A 17,790-nucleotide genomic window follows, 5' to 3' on the forward strand; every position below is an offset into this window, starting at 1 on the left:
AGCCTCAGATCTCGCCGCCGAGATAAAGACGCTTGACCCGGTCGTCGCTCAGCAGTTCGGCGGAGTTGCCGCTCAGGGCGACGCTGCCGGTGCTCAGCGCATAGGCGCGCTGCGAAATGCGAAGCGCCATGCGGGAATTCTGCTCGACCAACAGAACGCTGACCTTCTCGTCGCGGTTGATGGCGACAATCGAGCGGGCGATGTCCTGGACAAGTTTTGGCGCGACTCCGAGCGACGGCTCGTCGAGCAGCAAAAGCTTCGGCTTGGCCATCAGCGCGCGGCCGATGACCAGCATCTGCTGTTCGCCGCCGCTCATCGTGCCGGCAGCTTGGGAGAAGCGCTCCTTCAGCCGGGGAAAGCGCCCCAGCACCATCTCCAAGGTCGCCGCGATCTCGGCCTTGCTCGAGCGCGTGAAGGCACCCATCAAAAGGTTGTCCCTGACCGTCATATAGGGAAAGACGCGGCGCCCTTCCGGCACCATGGCGATGCCCATCTTGACGATCTCGTCTGGAGCGGCACCGTCGATGCGCTTGCCGCTGTAGTGGATCTCGCCGGACCTGATCCGGCTGAGTCCGGTGATGGCGCGCAGGATCGACGACTTGCCGGCGCCGTTGGCGCCGATCAGCGCGACGGTCTCACCCTCATTGACCTCGAGCGAGACGCCCTTCAGCGCATAGACGTGATCGTAATAGAGTTCGACGCCGGCGAAGTTCAGGATCTGGTTCATAGCCCGATCGCCTCGTCTTCGCTGCCGAGATAGGCTTCGATGACCTTCTCGTTGGCCTGGATTTCCGACGGTGTTCCCTCGGCGATCTTCTGCCCGAAATTGAGCACCACGATACGGTCCGAGATCTTCATCACGGCCGGCATGTCGTGCTCGACGAGCAGGATGGTAAGGCCGAGATCGCGCAGGCGCCGCACCATCGCCACCATGCGCATCGTCTCTTCGTGATTCATGCCGGCGAAGGGCTCGTCGAGCAGCAGGATCGAGGGATCGGTGGCAAGGCCGATAGCGATGCCCAGCGCCCGCAAATGGCCATGTGGCAGGTTGCGGGCGATCTCGCTGGCAAGCGAAGCCAGGCCGAGCAGCGCCAGGATCTCGTCGGCGGACTGGCCGAAAGCCGCTTCGTCTGCCTTGGCCGTGCCGGTGCCGAGAAAGAAACCGACGAGGCTCGCCTTCGAGCGCAGATGATGCGCGATGATGACGTTGTCGCGCACGCTCATGTTCTTGAAGATCGTCGTTTCCTGGAAGGTGCGCACGACGCCCTTGCGCGCGGCGATATGCGGCGCCATGCCGGAGATGCGTTCACCCTTCAGGCGGACCTGGCCGGACGTTGGCCTGAGGAACGACGAGATCAGCTTGAACAGCGTCGATTTGCCGGCGCCGTTCGGACCGATGACCGAGAGAATCTCCTTCTCGCGCACCGAGAAGGAGACGTTGTTGACCGCGACGAGACCGCCGAAGCGCTTGGTGATGCCGGAAACTTCGAGCATTTCGGCCATGGCTCAAGCCTTCTTCCGGGTCGGAACCGTGAGGCTGAGCAGGCCGTTGGGCAGCACCAGCATCAAAACGATCATCAGGCCGGAATAGATCAGGAGCTGGAACTGGCCGGTCTGGAACAAGAGGTCCCAGCCGAAATAGAGCACCAGCGTGCCGAGCATCGGACCGAACACGTAGCCGAGGCCGCCGAGGAAGCAGTTCAGCATGAAGTTGACGGAATCGGTGACCGTGAAGCTCGACGGATAGATCGACTGCGAGATGGCGGCGAAGATGGCGCCGGCGAGACCGCCGAAGAAGGACGACACCGCATAGGCGATGACGCGCAGATAGGCGATGTTGACGCCGATCGAGGAGGCGAGTTCCTCGTTCTGCTGCAGCGACTGGCAGAGCTTGCCGATGCGCGAGTTGACCAGCCGATACATCACCGCGAAGCAGCCCACCATCAGCGTGACCGCCAGCAGGTAGAACGCGAGCCGCGAATTCTGCAGCGTGGCGAAGTCCGGGATGATGGTCAGCCCGAAGACCGAGAGCGCGCCGGGCAGCGGGATGCTGACGATGCCCTTGGCGCCGTTGGTGATCGGCAGCGCCAGCGCCAAGAGCCGCACGACCTCGGTCAGAACTAGCGTCACCATGGCGAAATAGACGCCGCGCAACCGCAGGATCGGCAGACCGATCAGCACGCTCGCGCCGGCGCAGAAGAGACCCGCGACAGGCAGCGTCAGCCAGAACGACCAGCCGTGGTTCATCACCAGTATGGCCGAGACATAGCCGCCCATCAGCGCATAGGCGCCCTGGCCGATATTGATGCGACCGATGTAGAAGGTGAGCCACACGCCGGCGCTGGCGATGCTGAGCAGCGCCACCGAAGTCAGCGTGTAGTAGAGGTCGATGCGGCCGCTGGCCGAGATCGCGGCCGGCACGGCGATGAAGACGATCGCCAGGAAGGCTGCGACCGAAGCGATCTTCATGTTGCGATTGCGGGTCATGGCGCGATCAACCCCACGGCTTGCCCATCAGCCCGTTGGGGCGGATCGACAGAAACACCATCAGGGCGGCGAAGATGACGAGGTAGGTGACGTCGCCATATTCGCGCAGCGCGGTCAGGCCGACCGATTCCATCATGCCGAGGATGAAGCCGCCGGCGATCGCGCCGCCGACGACGCCGGCGCCGCCGATCATCACCATCAGGAAGGCCTTGATCGAGATCGGGCCGCCAATGCCGGAATTGACGCCGGTGATGGTGACCAGCAGGCCGCCGACAACGCCCGCCAGCATGGCACCGAGCGCGAAGCCGATCATGGAATAGCGGTCGACCCTGACACCCATCAGCTGGGCCGCGACACGGTCCTGAGCGAGCGCGCGCATGGCGCGGCCGACCCGGCTGTACTGCATGTAAAGGACAAAGGCGGCGATGAAGACGATGGCCAGAGCGCCGACAACCAGGCGGTCATAAGGCATGATGATGCCGGCTTCGTTGAAGACGCCCTTGACGATCTTGGGAACACCGCGCTGCTTCTCACCGAACATGAGCAGGATGACGGCGTCGAAGAAGAAGGCCGTGGCCGCGGCGAGCAGCATGGTGCTCTCCTCGCGGTGACTGCGGCGGATAACCGTTCGAAAGAGGAATCTCTCCATCAGCGCGCCGATGACGGCGAGCGTCACGCCGGAGGCCAGCAGCGCCACCACGAAAGGCAGGCCGAGTTGGCCGTAGACGGTATAGGTGATGAACCCGCCCAGAACGTACATCTGCCCGTGGGCGAAATTCAGCACGTTCATCAGGGCGAAGATCAGGGTTAGCCCGAGCGCGATCAGCGCGTACTGGGCGCCGAGATACAATCCGTTGGCGATGACCTGTTCCATGGATCCTTCGATCTTCCGCGGGGTCCGAGCATCGCCCGGACCCCCGGCATTCGGGAGGAAGTAACCTTAGGAACCCAAACCTAGTCGACGGAGCCGACGAACAGGGTCTGGAAAGCGCCGTCCTTGTATTCGTTGACCACCATCGGCACGGCTAGCTGACGCTTCTGGCCGAAGGAGGTCGCGCCGACATAGCTCAGCTTGGCGTCGCCCTTCAGGAAGGGGTTGGGGGCCGAGAAGGTGTCCATGGTCTTCTTGAATTCGTCGACATTGTTGATGGCGGCCGGATTGGCCTTCATCGTCTCGATGATGTACTCCAACGCGTAGACCTTGGTGTTGGACTCGTCGTTATACTCGCCGAACATCTTGGTGTAGCGGGCGACGAACTCCTTCATCTCATCCGAAGCGATCTCCGGCGTCGACGCACCGCCGACGGAAATGAAGCCGTTGGCGTATTCGCCGGCGCCCTCCTCCAGAACCTTGGCGTCCTGCGCCGTCTCGGTCGAGATCAAGCCCTCGAAGCCGAGCTCGCGGGCGGCGCGGATGAGGAGCGGCGCGTTGGCCGGCGCCACGCCGGACAGTACCAGCAGATCGGGCTTCAGCGCGACGATCGGGGTCAGCACCGGCGTGAAGTCGCGGGTGTCGTTCTGGTACGTGTCGTTCTGCGCGACGACGTCGAGCCCGAGCGCCTTGGCCGCCTCGACGCCACTGTCACGCTGGCTGAGCGGGTCGGATTCGTTCGCGGCGACAAAGGCGATCGTCTTCACGCCCTTGTTTTCTTTGAGGTATTTATAGATCGCCGGGCCCGACTGATAGTTGGCGATCATGCCGAGCACGGCGTTCGAGGCCGGCTTCTGGTAGAGCGCCTTTGGGAAGGCATAGGGGAAATAGATGATGCCGTTGGCCTCGGCGACAGGGCGCACCGCAGCAGCGCCGTCATCGACATTGGGTCCGACGACATAATGGATGCCCTCCTGGGCCATCTTCTCCATGCCGGCGATGGCGCGCTTGGGATCTTTCTGGTCGTCGAAGGTGACGATGTTGATGTTGTAGGTGTCGTCGCCGATCTTGACGCCGCCTTTTTCGTTGAGCCAGGCGGCGCGCGTCTGCATCGAGCGCACATTGGACGTGCCCCAGGCGGCGGCGGGACCGCTGGTGACACCAACAAAGCCGATCTTCAGTTCCTTGTTTTCAGCCTGCGCGGACGGGATGCCTATGGCGGCCATGGCCAGGGTCGAGGCGGCGCCAAGCACCAGCGATTTCAAAGTCGAGCGTCGGTTGATCATATCGGTTCCCTTCTGGTTATCGCGCTTTTGTTTTTGCTCATCGGCTGCGCGGATAGCCTATGGAAGCCGCCTGCGAGAGATTGTCAACAGATTTCTTTGTTATTGTATACAATGTTTGGGCTGAATGTGTGCGACGGCAGAGCGGCCCAACCGCGGGCGCAGGCTGAGGACTGGCTGCCCGAACGGCCAGCCACCTCGGCGAACGATGAGTTCGCGGCATGATGAAAATGGAGGCGGTCGCGGCTTACCGACGGCTGGCCCGTACGAATGGCGCGGGGCAGACCTTATTTTCCGCAGTGATGGTCGTTGATTTTGTTCAGCGCGTTCGCGTCCGGCCCCGTCCGGTGGTATGAACACGCGCCCGCCGCCGTGGTGACCAGCATGGCGTCATAGTAGCGCGGTCCGCCGAACAGGATGTCGATGAGGTCGCCTTCGGCCGGAACGTAGCGCTCCTGCTCGACCGGGCGCTTAAGCTGCCGGTCGCCGGCGAACGCCGCGCCGGACACGCCAATGGCCGTGGCCAGAACGAGAGCGGAGATCGCAAGGTTTTTCGTCATCGGCGGCACCTTTCCGGCCATTTCGGGTCAGCAGCATATCCAAAATCGCCAGCGGAGCAAAAGTTCCCAGTCTCTATCTTCAAAATAGCTTGGCCCGATTGGGCGCTACACTCCTTCCCCGGAGTTGCTGCGGCTACTCGAAGGAGTAGGTAAAACCTTCCTTGGACGCGCCGACGGTGACCTTCGTCATCTTCGCGCCCTCCAGCGAGCGGTTGAGCACGCCGCGGCTGAGCTCCGGCAGCAGCGTGTTGGTGAGGATGGCGTCGATCATGCGGCCGCCGGACTCGATCTCGGTGCAGCGCGCCTTGACCAGATCCATGACGCCGTCGCCGATGACCAGTTCGGCATCGTTGGTTGCTTTAAGCCGCCGCGCGATCTTGCCGAACTGATGGCGGGCGATCGCCTCGATCATCGAATCCGACAGTGGATAATAGGGTATGGTGACCACCCGACCGAGGAAGGCGGCCGGGAAAACTTTCAGCAGCGGCGTGCGCAGGGCCGCGTCGAGATCGTCGATGCCGGTCCGCACGGTGCCGTTCTTGGTGCGGTCCATGATGACGTCGGAGCCGACATTCGAGGTGAGCAGGATCAGCGTGTTCTTGAAATCGATGCGCCGGCCCTCGCTGTCGTCCATCATGCCCTTGTCGAAGACCTGGAAGAAGATTTCGTGGACGTCCGGATGCGCCTTCTCGACCTCGTCGAGCAGGATCACCGAATAGGGTTTTCTGCGCACCGCCTCGGTCAGGATGCCGCCCTTGCCGTAACCGACATAGCCGGGCGGCGCGCCCTTGAGCGTCGAGACGGTATGCGCTTCCTGGAACTCGGACATGTTGATCGAGATCAGGTTCTGCTCGCCGCCATAAAGCGTCTCGGCAAGCGCCAGCGCGGTCTCGGTCTTGCCGACGCCGGAGGGGCCGCAGAGCAGGAATACGCCGACCGGCTTTTCCGGCGCGCCAAGGCCGGCGCGGCTGGTCTGGACACGTTTGGCGATCATCTCCATCGCGTGATCCTGGCCGACCACGCGTTCCGAAAGGGTCGCGGCCAGCCTGAGCGCTTTCTCGGTCTGGCTGGACAGCATCCGTCCGGTCGGGATGCCGGTCCAATCCTGCACCACGGCGGCGACCGCATTGCGATCGACCGAAGGCAGGATCAGCGGCGTCTCGCCCTGCGCCGCGGCAAGCTCCGCCATCAGCTCGCGCAGCCGCGCGAGATCGGCAGACGAACCGGCCGATCCCTCGGCGATCGTCTCTCCGACGACCGCCTCGGGTTCGACCGCCTCGCCCTTCGCCGCCTTGGCTTTCGAGCCCTTGGATTTCGCGGGCTTGGTTTCAGCCGCCTTGCTCTCGGGCGCCTTTGCTTCGGGAGTTTCGGACGCAGCCGGCTCAGCCGCTACGGTTTCCTCCCCGGCCTCCCCCCCCGCCGCATCGAGCGGCACGCCTTCACCGCGCAGTTTAGCGCGCAGGTCAAGAATCTCGGCGACCAGTGCTTTCTCGCGATCCCAGCGCGCCTGGGCGGCGGCTAAGGTGGTCTCGGTTTCCGCCAGCCCGGCATCGACGCGAGCCTGACGGTCGGCGACCTCGATGCCGATCGCCGCCTCGCGGCCGATGATGCCGCTCTCGACCTCCAGCGCCTGGCGGCGGCGCAGAATGTCCTCGACCTCGGCCGGCGTCGCATGCTGCGAGACCGCAACGCGCGCGCAAGCCGTGTCGAGCAGGCTGACGGCCTTGTCCGGCAGTTGCCTGGCCGGAATGTAGCGGTGCGAGAGCGCGACCGCCGCCTCGATCGCCTCGTCCAGTATCTGGACCTTGTGGTGCTGCTCCAGGACGCCGGCGACGCCGCGCAGCATCAGCACGGCCACAGCTTCCGACGGCTCCTCGATCTTGACCACCTGGAAGCGGCGCGTCAGCGCCGGGTCCTTCTCGATATGCTGCTTGTATTCGGCCCAGGTCGTGGCGGCTATGGTGCGCAGCTCGCCGCGCGCCAGCGCCGGCTTCAAAAGATTGGCGGCATCGCCGGTGCCTGCGGCACCGCCAGCGCCGATCAGCGTATGCGCCTCATCGATGAACAGGATAATCGGCACCTCGGAGGCCTGAACCTCGTCGATGACCGCCTTCAGCCGCTTCTCGAACTCGCCCTTGACGCTGGCGCCCGCCTGCATCAGCCCGACATCGAGCATGCGCACGCTGACATTCTCAAGCGTCGGCGGCACGTCGCCCTGGGCGATGCGGAGCGCGAATCCTTCGACCACCGCCGTCTTGCCGACGCCGGCCTCGCCGGTCAGGATCGGGTTGTTTTGGCGGCGACGCATGAGGATGTCGACGATCTGCCGGATTTCCGGGTCGCGGCCGACGACCGGATCGATCTTGCCGTCGCGGGCGCGCAGCGTGAGGTCGGTCGCGTATTTGGCCAGCGCCGAATCTCCGCCCGGACCGCGCTTCATCGGCTGTTCGGCGGCGGCAGAGGCGGGAGGTGTGCCGGCTTCGAGCGAGCCTTCGGTCACGTCGGCGAAACGGGAAACGACGCCGTCGGCATCGATCTTGTCGAATTCGGCGCTGATTTTCGAGACCAGGCCTTCCAGCACCGGCGTCCTCAGGCAGGCCAGCAGGATATGGGCGCTGCGCACCTCCTCCACGCCGAACTCCAGCGTCGCCAGGTTCCAGCCTTCCTGGATGGCGTGGAAGATGTGATCGGAGAATTCCTCGACGGAGGTCGCGCCGTAAGGCAGCTTGTCGATGGCTCGGGTCATGTCAGCCGTCAGCCGGCTGACGTCCAACCCGGCATCGGCGATGATCATCTGCACGTCCGAGCGCTCGGACAGCACCAGTTGCTGGATGAAGTGGACGAGCTCCACATAAGGATTGCCGCGCAGCTTGGCCGTATCGGCCGCGGCCTTGAAGGCGCGCACCCCCGTGGCGTTGAGCTTGGCGACCAGTTCCTTACGCTTGAAGCTCTGCGATGACCGGCGCTGTTCCATTCGAACTTGCTCCCGCAATCTGCCAACCGTACCCTGCCATATAAGCGGCGGCTTGACAAAGCCGCGTGACGGATAAGGCGTTTGGATCTATCCGGGCGGCACTGCCCGGTTACACAAGCTCTGCAATGTCGTGCAAGAAACACTGAATTGCGGTCCGGGCTATGCGAGCCATTTCACATACCCGGCCCGGTAATCGCGCAATGGGTTTTGCTGAAAGAAACGGTCGCGTTTAGCATCCGTTAGTTTTTGAGCAGCTGCTCAATTGTCGTGACGCGAGGCCGGTGGTAACGTTGCGTCACATAGGGTCTCAGGGCCGCTGGCTGGGGGTTAGTGTGATTGATCTCGCACTCTGGCTGAATCCTCTGAACGGTGAAAATCCGTCGGGAGAGGACTTGCGTAACGACCCGGCCTTTCATGAGCTGGAGCGCCTGACCGAACAGCAGAAAAAGGTCGAATACGAAGGAAACAACAAATCGGAAGTCGATGTTCCGGTCGACTGGTCCGTCGTACTCACCAAGGCGGAGGAGTTGCGGTCGCACGGGCGGGACCTGCGCCTTCTCGTCTTGGTTGTGCGTGCCCTTGCCAACGAAGAACAGCTGGGCGGGCTCGCCGAAGGCCTGACACTGATCGCCCAAACCTTCGACAGGCATTGGGAAACGATGCATCCGGCACTGCGCTCTGGCGCCACGGCGCGCGAGGCTGCCTTGCGGCGCATCAATGCGCTGATCGACCTGCAAAACAGCCAGGACGGGCTGCTCAAGGATCTGCGCGGCATGGTCTTCTTTGCGCCGCGCACGGTCGGCCCGATCAAGGGAGAGGACCTGGAGAAGGGCAGCCTCGACGAACACGTCATGCTGCAGGAGGCTGCTTCGGGACTGGGCGCGGCGGAAAAGGCGGCGCTGGTAAGCGGCCACAACCAGCTGGTGAACCGGGTGCGCACCGGGTGCAAGGCGCACGTCGATCAGGCCGGCGAGGCGATGACCTCGCTGCTCGCCGACGCCCGCGCGGTGATCGCCGCTCTCGACGAGGTCGACGCCGCCCTCAACAAGCGCATCGACGGCAATGGCCCCGCCATTCCGGAATTGAGACGCTTCCTGCAGCGTTTGCTGACGACGCTGGAGCGGAATTCCGCCGCCGGTGCCGGGGCGAACGGCGCCGCAAAGCCGATCCCGCAGCCGGCGGAACCGGCAGCGCCCGGCCCAAACGGCCATGGTGGCGAAAGGATGGGCGCCGAAGCGAGGGGAGCCGAATCGATGGCAAGTGTCGCAAGCTATGCGGAACCGGGCGCCGGGCTGCCCGACCGGATCACCTCGCGCGACGACGTCGTCAAATGCCTGGATCTCGTCGTCGCCTTTTATGACCGCACCGAGCCGTCGAGCCCGATCCCGCATCTCGCCCGCCGCGTGCGCCGCATGGTGCACATGGATTTCGTGGAACTGATGGAAGATCTTGCCCCGTCGGGGCTGAAGGAGTTCCGGCTTCTTGCCGGTGTCCCCGATCCGAAGAAGCCGGCCCAGAAGGATGAAAGGTAACAAGCATGCCAGCAGAGAGCAAAGCGAAGGTCATCGAAAGAAACCGCGCCCCGCGCGTGCAGATCGCCTATGACGTCGAGACCTACGGCAGCCCGACAACGATCGAACTGCCGTTCGTCATGGCCGTGATGGCCGATCTTTCCGGCGCTTCACAGACCAAGGAAGCGGTGAAGTCGGTGCTCGACCGCAACTTCGTCGAAACCGACGCCAACCGCTTCCCGAAGTTCATGGAGGCCATGGGACCGCGGGTGAAGGCGCGGGTAAAGAACACACTCCCGCAAGCCGAGGGCGCCGAGCGGGACGAAGAGCTCGCGATCGATCTCACCTTCTCCAAGATGGGCGATTTCGCGCCGGACAAGATCGCCGAGCAGGTCCCGCAGCTGGCCGAGATTCTCAAGATGCGCCGGCAGCTCGAAGAGCTGCTCGGCTTCATGGACGGCCGCGTCGACGCCGAAAAGCGCATCGCGCAGCTTCTGAACAACGAACCGCTGCTGAGCAAGATCGCCGGCCAGGCGATTTCTGAGGGCAAGGGCGAGGAGTAAGTCATGGCTGAACAGCAAAAAACCGCAGCCGCCACCGCCGAGGCGGAAGCGATTGACCTCGGCGAATTCAGCGGCCTCCTGGAAAAGGATTTCAAGGTCAAGAAGGACGACAGCGAGAAGCTGCAGCAGCTGGTGCGCAACCTGGCGCTGGCGGCGCAGTCGCGCTCCGAAACCACCACCATCTCGTCCAATGCGATCAAGTCGATCAAGTCGCTGATCGCCGGCATCGACAAGATGCTGACGACGCAGGTCAACGAGATCCTGCACGCGCCGGAAGTGCGCGAGATGGAAGGCACCTGGCGCGGCCTCTGGTATCTCGTCAACAACACCGAGACGGATACAAAGCTCAAGATCCGGGTGATGAACATCTCCAAGGAACAGCTGGCCGACACGCTGGAAGACTATGAAGGCCAGATGTGGGACCAGAGCCCGATCTTCAAGAAGGTCTATACGGACGAGTATTCGATGCTGGGCGGCGAGCCGATCGGCTGCATTCTCGGCGCCTACGAATTCTCGAACCATCCGCGCGACGTCGGCCTGCTGCGCAACATCTCCGGCGTCTGCGCCTCGGCGCACACGCCCTTCATCGCCGCCGCCTCGCCGCGCCTGTTCCGCATGGACAGCTGGCAGGAACTGCCCAACCCGCAGGACCTGCAGATGATCGTCAACAACCCGGCCTATGCCTCGTGGCAGTCGCTGCGCGAGAGCGAGGACGCCCGCTATATCGGCCTCACCATGCCGCGGGTGCTGGCGCGCCTGCCTTACGGCTCCGAGACCGTTCCGGTGAAGGGTTTCACCTTCGAGGAAGAAGTGGGAGGCGACCACAACAAATATGTCTGGATGAACGCCGCCTTCCCGATGGGCGTCAACATCAACCGCAGCCACAAGCTTTTTGGCTGGGGCACACAGATCCGCGGCGTCGAAAACGGCGGCACGGTGCTCAACCTGCCGGTGCACGCGTTTCCGACCGACGACGGATCGATCGCGATGAAATGCCCGACGGAAGTCGCTATCGACGACCGGCGCGAAGCGGAGCTCGCCAAGCTCGGTCTGATGCCGATCCTGCACCGGAAGAACACCGACCTTGCGGCCTTCATCGGCGCCCATTCGCTGCAGGACGACGAGACCCGAGCCGGGCGTCTGGTCGATCCCGACGCGCAGGCCAACGAGCGGCTCAGCGCCAACCTGCCCTACCTGTTCCCGGTCTCGCGCTTCGCCCACTACCTCAAGGCGATCGCGCGCGACAAGATCGGCTCGTTCAAGGAACGCACCGACATGCAGATCTGGTTGACCGAATGGATCAACCGGTACGTGCTGGCCAATCCAGCCTTTGCCGACGACAAGGCGCGCGCCAAGCGCCCGCTCGCCGCGGCCGAGGTCCAGGTCGACAGTGTCGAAGGCCGGCCCGGTTACTACAACGCCCGTTTCTATCTGCGTCCGCACTACCAGCTGGAAGGCATCAATGCCTCGCTCCGGCTGGTGTCCGAACTGCCGTCAGTGAAGGGGTGAAATCGCAAGCATAGTCATCTTGTTTGGTTTGAGAGCGGTGGAGAAAGACAATGCCTTCAATGAAGATCGATGGTTTCCTGAAAGTTCCGGATATCAAGGGGCCCAGCGTGCGCGACGGCCACGAAGATGAGATCGAAGTCCATGGCGTCGACTACAAGATGATCGCGCCTTACGATCCCAATTCGCTCTCGCGCCGCGGGCGCGTATCCTTGGGGATGATCAAGTTCACCAAGCATTACGACAAGGCGTCGCCTTACCTGAAGAAGGCGCTGTTCGACAACAAGGCGCTCGACGAAGTGGTGTTTTCGGCGCGCCGCACCATCGACGGCGAGACCAGCGATTATCTGGTGGTGACGCTCACCGACGCTTCGATCATGGAATACGACATGAAGCAGGCCGATGACGAGGCCGACCTGATCGAGGAAGAAGTGAGCTTCGCCTACAAGAAGATCAAATTCGTCTACGACAAGGACGACGAGATCGAAATGGATGTCTATGTCGGCAAGTGAGGCCAAAAGGCCCGGCGCAAGGGCGCAGCTCGCCGGCAGTTCGCGAGCAAAGCGCGAGGCGGTCCAGCCCTCCCTCTGGGACCGCCTCATCAACGACCTGCCCGGGCTGACGTCGGAGATCGAGGGGCTGCGTCGCCTGCTGGAAGAAGAACTCGGCGCCGAGCGCGTCGAGGCTCTTCTCGCCGGCAGCGCACGCACCATCGATGCCGATGCGGAACTCATCCCCGACCAAAAGCGGCGCCTGCACCGTCTGGTGTTCCAGGCCGAACATCGCGCCGAGATCGAAAGCCGCGGCGTGGTGGTGTCGGCGCGGGTGCTCAGGGAAGCCGTCCGGCGCGACATCGAAGCCTTGTTCAACACCGAGCGCTTCGAGTCCGTTCCGATGCTTTCCGATGCCGAGCACGAACAGCCCCTGGACGAGCTGCCGTCGCTTGCCGACTTTCCGGAGGTGCGCCGCAGCGTCGTGAACTACGGCGTGCCGTCCTTCTCCGGCCGCTCCTCGCGGGACTTCGACCGCGATACCCTGGCGCGCGAGATCCGCGCGGTGCTCGCCACCTTCGAGCCGCGGCTCAAGGAAAGCGCCACGACGGTCAATGTCACCCTCGGCGACAAGAGCGTCGGCCTGAAGATCGAGATCGACGCCGTGCTGATCATGACGCCGACGCCGGAGCGCATGCGGCTGCGCACCACGATCAATCTCGACAACGGCCTGGCGCGAACCGAATTCCGGGAGACCTGAGATGGATCGGGTCTTCGTCGAATATTACGAAGAAGAACTGACCCATATCCGGGCGCTCGCGGCCGAGTTCGCCGATATGCATCCGGCAGTCGCCCGCAATCTTTCCCTCGACACCGTCCCCTGCCCGGACCCCTATGTCGAACGGCTGCTCGACGGCGTGGCCTTCCTTGCCGCGCGCACGCGGCTGAAGGTCGACGCCGAGCGCTCGCGCTTCTCTCGCGCCGTGCTCGACGTGCTTTACCCGGACCTGGTCACGCCGGCGCCGGCAACGGCGATGGCGGTGCTGAAACCCGGCCAGCAGGTGCAGTCGATGATCGCCGGCCATACAGTCGCGCGCGGCACACGACTGGTCTCCAGCCTGCATCCGGGACTGTCGACGCGGTCAACCTTCAGCACCGCGCAAGAGATCACGCTATGGCCGATCGCGATCACCTCCGTCAGCTATTTCCAGGATCGCAGCGCGCTGGCTGCCGCCGGCATCGGCCCAGTCGGCGGCGCGCGCGGCGAGGCAGCGCTGCGCGTCGCGCTTGCGCGCACCGGAAAGGGCAAGCTCAGCGAGCTGTCGCTCGACCGTCTCGATCTCTATTTCGCCGGGCGCACCAAGGCGCCGCTCCTGTTCGACGCGATCTTCGGGGCCTGCTCGGCCGTCGGCGCGCGGGCGGAAGGAAAGACCAATCCGCTATCGGCCGCGCTGCCCGAGCCCGAAATGGTCGGCATCCGCGACGACGAGGCGCTGATGCCGCGCACCCGCCCGACCTTCGAGGGCTACCGGCTGCTGCGCGAATATTTCATGATCCCCGAGCGCTTCCACTATGTGCGGGTCGCCGGCCTGCAGCCGGTGGTGCGCCAATGCGAGGCGGGGATGGAGATCATCTTCCTGTTCCGCCGCCCGGTGCCTGAGCTCGCCGACGTTGCGCCGGCCGATTTCGAGCTCTTCGTGACGCCGCTGATCAATCTCTTCGAGCGCGAATGCAACGTCATCGAGATCGATCCGCGCAGGACACGGCAAGTGCTGCATGCCGATCGAACCAGAGCGCGCGATTTCGAGATCTTCCGCGTCACCCGAGTGGAGGATGCCGACGCGGAGGGCAGCGAGGCCGAGATTCCCGAGCTTTTCAGCCTGGGGCAGAACCGCGGCAGCGGCTGGGTGTATTCGACCGAGCGGCGGCCTCGCAGGGCCACCGAAGATGAGCGTCGCGACGGTCTGACCCGCACCTCCTACACGGGAGACGATGTTTTCCTCTCGGTGTCGCGCCCGGCCGGCAGCCCGGCCAACCGGCCGCTCAAGCGCCTCGACGTCATTGCGCTTTGCACCAATCGCGACCTGCCGATCCTCGACGACACACCGACACTGACGCTGGAGACGGCGGACCCCGTGGAGGCCGTCAGGCTGCTCGGCGCGCTGCGGCCGCCCCAGCCGTCGATCCCGGCGTCGCTGCCGGCGGGCGCCGAAGGCGAATCCCGCGCCGACAATCTCGCCTGGCGGCTGGTGGCGCAGCTCTCGCTCAACTTCTTGAGTCTCGCCAAGGAAGGCCGCGGCGTCGATCCGCTGCACGCGCTGCTCGATCTCTATGCCGACCGCGGCGACCCGAGCCTCGCCCGCAACGTGCATTCGATCACCCGCATCGACTCGCGCCCAGTGATCGAGCGGCTCAAGATCGACGGGCCGATGTGCTTCGGGCGGGGCACGGAAGTGACGCTGCATGTCGACCAGTCGGTGCTGGCGGGGCAAAGCACGCTTTTGCTTTCGGCCCTGCTGGCGCGGCTGTTTGCCCGCCATGCCGGGATAAACGGTTTCGTGCGGACACGCACGCGGCTGCTGCAGAAGCAGGAGGATGTGCCATGGCCGATGACGCCCGGCAATCGCTACCTGATCTAGCACGGCCCGCCCCGAGCGAAGCCGCCCCAGACGGAATCGGGGCGTTGTCGGAAAGCTTCGACTTCTTCGAGCTGCTGCGCCGGCTGGAGCAGAGGGGCGGGCTGTTCGGCTATTCCGGCCAGGCCAATCGCGAGCCGGCGCGGCTCGGCCAGCATGTTCGCCTGAGCTTCTCGGCCAGGGACGTGATGAAATTCCAGGAGGCGGGCGAAAAGGCTCCGGCGCGGGTGACCGTCGCCAATCTCGGACTGCTCGGGCCCGAAGGGCCGATGCCGCTGCATCTGACGCGCTGGGTGCTCGACCGGCTGTCGCAGCGCTGGTTCACCGGCACGCAAGCGGAGCAGACCAGCGACACAACCTTCGTCGACTTCGTCAACATCCTGCAGCATCGGATGATCGCGCTTTACTACCGCGCCTGGGCCGACGCTCATCCGGCGGTGCAGGTCGAGCGCTCGGTCGGCGGGCGCGTCCGCGCCATGCTGGAAGCAATGTCGGGGATCGGCCTTCCCGGCACCCAGGATGCCGAACTCGACGCGGTGCGGCTGCGCCAGGCCGGATCGCTGGCCAGCCAGGTCGACGGTCCGGAACGGCTGACCTTGTTTCTTGCCACGGCCTTCAAGGTGCCGGTCGAGATCAAGGAATTCGTCGCTTCCTGGATCACCATACCGGCGGCACTGCAGAGCCGCGTCGGCAAGGCCTATGCGGCGCTCGGGCGCGGGGCCACGATCGGTCCGCGCGTCTTCAGCCGCCAGAGCCGGATCGAGTTGCGCGTCGGCCCGCTCGATCTCGACGACTTCAAGTCGTTCCTGCCTGGAGAGCGGCGCCTCGCCCTCTTCAAGAAAGCGGTGCTCGACATGATCGGCGAAGCGCTGGATGTCGATTTGCGCATCGTGCTTGCGCGCGACGCCGTGCCGCCGCCGAAGATCGGCACCGTCCAGCTCGGCCGAACCTCCTGGCTTGCTCGCCCCGCCGAGAAGGGAGACGCCGACGATCTCAAGCTCCGCACTGTCGTCGGCTGGCGGCCGGAAATGGCGGAGGCGGCCGCATGAGCCTGCTGCTGACGCTGGAACAAGGCCCGCGCTCCCAGGTGGTCAGGCAGACGAGGCTGGACGAAGGCGAACTGGTGATCGGGCGCAGCGCCGATGCCGGCTGGCAGATCGACGATCCGGACATGTTCGTGTCGCGCGCCCATTGCAAGATCAGCGGCGGCCGCGACGGCTACTTCGTCACCGATACGTCGAGCAGCGGGCTGTTCATCGACGATTCCGACAGCCCGCTCGGCACCGGAAGGTCGGCACGGCTGCAAAGCGGCATGCGTTTGAAACTGGGCGACTACGTGCTCTATGTCGAGGTCCAGCCAAGCGCGAGCCAGACTTCGGTCGGTGAGGTCGCCAACCATTCCGCCGCCGCCTGGTCGGCACCTCAGCCGCGATCTTCGCCCAGCATCGGCGGCGACGATTTCTTTTCGGCCAAGGTCGAGGAGGAGCCGCGGCGGCCGCGGCCGGCCGATCTGCCGGACCCGTTCGAGCAGCCTGTGCCCGGCGCGTATGACCGCGCCTCGAACCAGCGCAGTTCGCCCGCCTTCGACGACCCATTCAGCCTCGACCCGGTGGCGACACCGGCCTCGGACGACGACTCGGCAACTGGCCGGTCCGATCCGTTCGGCTTCGGCGACATGCCCGCGCGCGGCGATACGGCGCAGCCGGCGCCGAAACCGGCCGGCTTCGACGACTTCGGCTTCGGCCCAGCCGCGACGCCTGCCTCCGCCAATGGCGCGCATCCGGCTGGTCGCGCCGAGCAGCAGGCCGACAAGCCGCAGGTCGCTCCTCCGCGGGACTTGCCGGCGCGCACGCCCGAGCCGCCTCCTCCGCCGCGCCCGGCTCCCGCGCCCAGGCCGTCCCGTGCAGCTCAGCCTGCGCCGGGCGATATGGCGCTACGCGCCGCCTTCCTGCGCGGCATGGGGGTCGAGGAGGCCGATTTTCTCGGGCGCGACGCGATTGCCGAGATGGAAAAATTCGGGCGCGAGTACCGGCTGATGCTGGACGGCCTGATGCAGCTTCTGCGCAAGCGCGCCGAGGAAAAGGGCAGCGCGCGCGTTGCCCAGACTGTGGTCGGCGCCTCCGAGGTCAACCCGCTCAAATTCCTGCCGACGGTCGAGGATGTCATCGTGACCATAATCTCGGAGCGCAGTCCCGGCTTCCTCTCCGGCGAGGCGGCGATCGGCGATGCGGTGAAGGATCTCGCGCAGCACCACGTGCGCGCCTGGCGCGGCGTTCAGGCAGCGCTGCGGCGCATGATCGACCGGTTCGATCCGGCGACGATCGAGGAAGAGCTGAAATCCAATTCCGCGATCGGCAACCTGCTTGCGGGCGGCCGCAACGCCAAGCTGTGGGAGCTTTACCAGAAACGCCATCGCGACATCGCCCAAAGCGCGGAATCGAGTTTCCTGGGCGAGATCGGCGCAGACTTCAGGGATGCATACGAAGAGGAGTAGGACATGATCGATCGACGCGAATTCATCGTTGCCCTCGGCGCGACGGGGCTGCTTGCGGCTTGCCAGAGCGGCCCGCCGAAACCATCGGTTATCTCGGTCAACGTGACCGGTGGCGCCGGCATGAATCCGGGACCCGGCGGCGGCGATCGACCGGTGACTGTGCTGGTGATGCGGCTTGCCAGCACCGGCAAGTTCAATTCGGCCGATTATTTTGCGCTGCAGGGCGATGCGGGGTCCGCACTTGGAGCCGACCTTATCGGATCCGATTCGATCTCCGTCGCACCGGGCAAGACGGCGGCCAAGACCATCACGGTCGAACCGAACGCGACGGCGCTCGGCTTCGTCGCGCTGATCCGCGAACCCGGCGGACGCAACTGGCGCACGACCAAGTCGGTGTCGGCGGGATCGAAATTC

16 protein-coding genes are annotated in these 17,790 nt (G+C 64.6%); 9 read left to right on the forward strand and 7 right to left on the reverse strand.

Features of this window, described 5'->3' with window-relative positions:
• Nucleotides 1-4: 4 nt before the first annotated feature.
• The 7 genes from EOA32_RS06235 to tssH all read right to left on the reverse strand — a co-directional run bounded on the left by EOA32_RS06235 (nt 5) and on the right by tssH (nt 8,175).
• Nucleotides 5-727, reverse strand: coding sequence for an ABC transporter ATP-binding protein (locus EOA32_RS06235; RefSeq protein ID WP_128371203.1), 723 nt, complete (start codon nt 725-727; stop codon nt 5-7).
• Complete coding sequence (locus tag EOA32_RS06240) at nt 724-1,503, reverse strand: ABC transporter ATP-binding protein (protein ID WP_128371204.1); 780 nt, start codon at nt 1,501-1,503, stop codon at nt 724-726. Before EOA32_RS06240 ends, EOA32_RS06235 begins: the two co-directional genes overlap by 4 nt.
• Nucleotides 1,504-1,506: 3 nt before the next feature.
• Nucleotides 1,507-2,487 (reverse strand): branched-chain amino acid ABC transporter permease, encoded by a 981-nt coding sequence (locus EOA32_RS06245; protein ID WP_095776296.1) that lies wholly within the window; start codon nt 2,485-2,487, stop codon nt 1,507-1,509.
• 7 nt (nt 2,488-2,494) lie between these two features.
• Complete coding sequence (locus tag EOA32_RS06250; RefSeq protein ID WP_066989049.1) at nt 2,495-3,361, reverse strand: branched-chain amino acid ABC transporter permease; 867 nt, start codon at nt 3,359-3,361, stop codon at nt 2,495-2,497.
• Between the two features lie 80 nt (nt 3,362-3,441).
• The gene (locus EOA32_RS06255) at nt 3,442-4,644 is read right to left on the reverse strand and encodes an ABC transporter substrate-binding protein (RefSeq protein WP_066989051.1); all 1,203 of its coding nucleotides are present in this window, start codon (nt 4,642-4,644) and stop codon (nt 3,442-3,444) included.
• A 284-nt stretch (nt 4,645-4,928) separates the two neighbouring features.
• On the reverse strand, nt 4,929-5,222 hold the full coding sequence (locus EOA32_RS06260; RefSeq protein ID WP_245499174.1) for a hypothetical protein: 294 nt from the start codon (nt 5,220-5,222) through the stop codon (nt 4,929-4,931).
• 112 nt (nt 5,223-5,334) lie between these two features.
• Nucleotides 5,335-8,175, reverse strand: a complete 2,841-nt coding sequence (gene tssH / locus EOA32_RS06265) for a type VI secretion system ATPase TssH (protein ID WP_066989053.1) — start codon at nt 8,173-8,175, stop codon at nt 5,335-5,337.
• A gap of 332 nt (nt 8,176-8,507) precedes the next feature.
• Between tssH and tssA the strand changes: the two genes are divergently transcribed.
• From tssA to tssJ, 9 genes are all read left to right on the forward strand, one after another.
• A complete protein-coding gene (tssA, locus tag EOA32_RS06270; RefSeq protein WP_095776298.1) occupies nt 8,508-9,707 on the forward strand; it encodes a type VI secretion system protein TssA in 1,200 nt (399 codons plus the stop codon).
• Between the two features lie 5 nt (nt 9,708-9,712).
• The gene (gene tssB / locus EOA32_RS06275) at nt 9,713-10,249 is read left to right on the forward strand and encodes a type VI secretion system contractile sheath small subunit (protein ID WP_066989057.1); all 537 of its coding nucleotides are present in this window, start codon (nt 9,713-9,715) and stop codon (nt 10,247-10,249) included.
• A 3-nt stretch (nt 10,250-10,252) separates the two neighbouring features.
• Nucleotides 10,253-11,758, forward strand: coding sequence for a type VI secretion system contractile sheath large subunit (tssC, locus tag EOA32_RS06280; RefSeq protein ID WP_066989059.1), 1,506 nt, complete (start codon nt 10,253-10,255; stop codon nt 11,756-11,758).
• A gap of 59 nt (nt 11,759-11,817) precedes the next feature.
• A complete protein-coding gene (locus EOA32_RS06285; RefSeq protein ID WP_170950255.1) occupies nt 11,818-12,267 on the forward strand; it encodes an Hcp family type VI secretion system effector in 450 nt (149 codons plus the stop codon).
• Nucleotides 12,254-13,006, forward strand: a complete 753-nt coding sequence (gene tssE / locus EOA32_RS06290) for a type VI secretion system baseplate subunit TssE (protein WP_128371210.1) — start codon at nt 12,254-12,256, stop codon at nt 13,004-13,006. The genes EOA32_RS06285 and tssE overlap by 14 nt, the downstream gene beginning before the upstream one ends.
• A 1-nt stretch (nt 13,007) precedes the next feature.
• A complete protein-coding gene (tssF, locus tag EOA32_RS06295) occupies nt 13,008-14,885 on the forward strand; it encodes a type VI secretion system baseplate subunit TssF (protein WP_128371205.1) in 1,878 nt (625 codons plus the stop codon).
• Nucleotides 14,849-15,931 carry a type VI secretion system baseplate subunit TssG gene (tssG, locus tag EOA32_RS06300; protein WP_128371206.1) on the forward strand — a complete coding sequence of 361 codons (1,083 nt, stop codon included), beginning with the start codon at nt 14,849-14,851 and terminating at the stop codon, nt 15,929-15,931. Before tssF ends, tssG begins: the two co-directional genes overlap by 37 nt.
• Nucleotides 15,928-17,376, forward strand: coding sequence for a type VI secretion system-associated FHA domain protein TagH (gene tagH / locus EOA32_RS06305; protein WP_128371207.1), 1,449 nt, complete (start codon nt 15,928-15,930; stop codon nt 17,374-17,376). Before tssG ends, tagH begins: the two co-directional genes overlap by 4 nt.
• A 3-nt stretch (nt 17,377-17,379) precedes the next feature.
• On the forward strand, nt 17,380-17,790 hold a 411-nt coding region (gene tssJ, locus EOA32_RS06310), incomplete at its 3' end, for a type VI secretion system lipoprotein TssJ (protein ID WP_128371208.1).

The organism is Mesorhizobium sp. M1A.F.Ca.ET.072.01.1.1 (assembly GCF_004023325.1).
In the GTDB taxonomy this organism is placed as follows: Bacteria; Pseudomonadota; Alphaproteobacteria; order Rhizobiales; family Rhizobiaceae; genus Mesorhizobium.

Excerpts from the sequence above, each read along its gene's own strand:
- EOA32_RS06235 (WP_128371203.1), bottom strand. The coding sequence starts at position 727 with ATGAACCAGATCCTGAACTTCGCCGGCGTCGAACTCTATTACGATCAC.
- EOA32_RS06240 (WP_128371204.1), bottom strand. The coding sequence starts at position 1,503 with ATGGCCGAAATGCTCGAAGTTTCCGGCATCACCAAGCGCTTCGGCGGT.
- EOA32_RS06245 (WP_095776296.1), bottom strand. The coding sequence starts at position 2,487 with ATGACCCGCAATCGCAACATGAAGATCGCTTCGGTCGCAGCCTTCCTG.
- EOA32_RS06250 (WP_066989049.1), bottom strand. The coding sequence starts at position 3,361 with ATGGAACAGGTCATCGCCAACGGATTGTATCTCGGCGCCCAGTACGCG.
- EOA32_RS06255 (WP_066989051.1), bottom strand. The coding sequence starts at position 4,644 with ATGATCAACCGACGCTCGACTTTGAAATCGCTGGTGCTTGGCGCCGCC.
- EOA32_RS06260 (WP_245499174.1), bottom strand. The coding sequence starts at position 5,222 with ATGGCCGGAAAGGTGCCGCCGATGACGAAAAACCTTGCGATCTCCGCT.
- tssH (WP_066989053.1), bottom strand. The coding sequence starts at position 8,175 with ATGGAACAGCGCCGGTCATCGCAGAGCTTCAAGCGTAAGGAACTGGTC.
- tssB (WP_066989057.1), top strand. The coding sequence starts at position 9,713 with ATGCCAGCAGAGAGCAAAGCGAAGGTCATCGAAAGAAACCGCGCCCCG.
- tssC (WP_066989059.1), top strand. The coding sequence starts at position 10,253 with ATGGCTGAACAGCAAAAAACCGCAGCCGCCACCGCCGAGGCGGAAGCG.
- EOA32_RS06285 (WP_170950255.1), top strand. The coding sequence starts at position 11,818 with ATGAAGATCGATGGTTTCCTGAAAGTTCCGGATATCAAGGGGCCCAGC.
- tssE (WP_128371210.1), top strand. The coding sequence starts at position 12,254 with ATGTCGGCAAGTGAGGCCAAAAGGCCCGGCGCAAGGGCGCAGCTCGCC.
- tssF (WP_128371205.1), top strand. The coding sequence starts at position 13,008 with ATGGATCGGGTCTTCGTCGAATATTACGAAGAAGAACTGACCCATATC.
- tssG (WP_128371206.1), top strand. The coding sequence starts at position 14,849 with ATGGCCGATGACGCCCGGCAATCGCTACCTGATCTAGCACGGCCCGCC.
- tagH (WP_128371207.1), top strand. The coding sequence starts at position 15,928 with ATGAGCCTGCTGCTGACGCTGGAACAAGGCCCGCGCTCCCAGGTGGTC.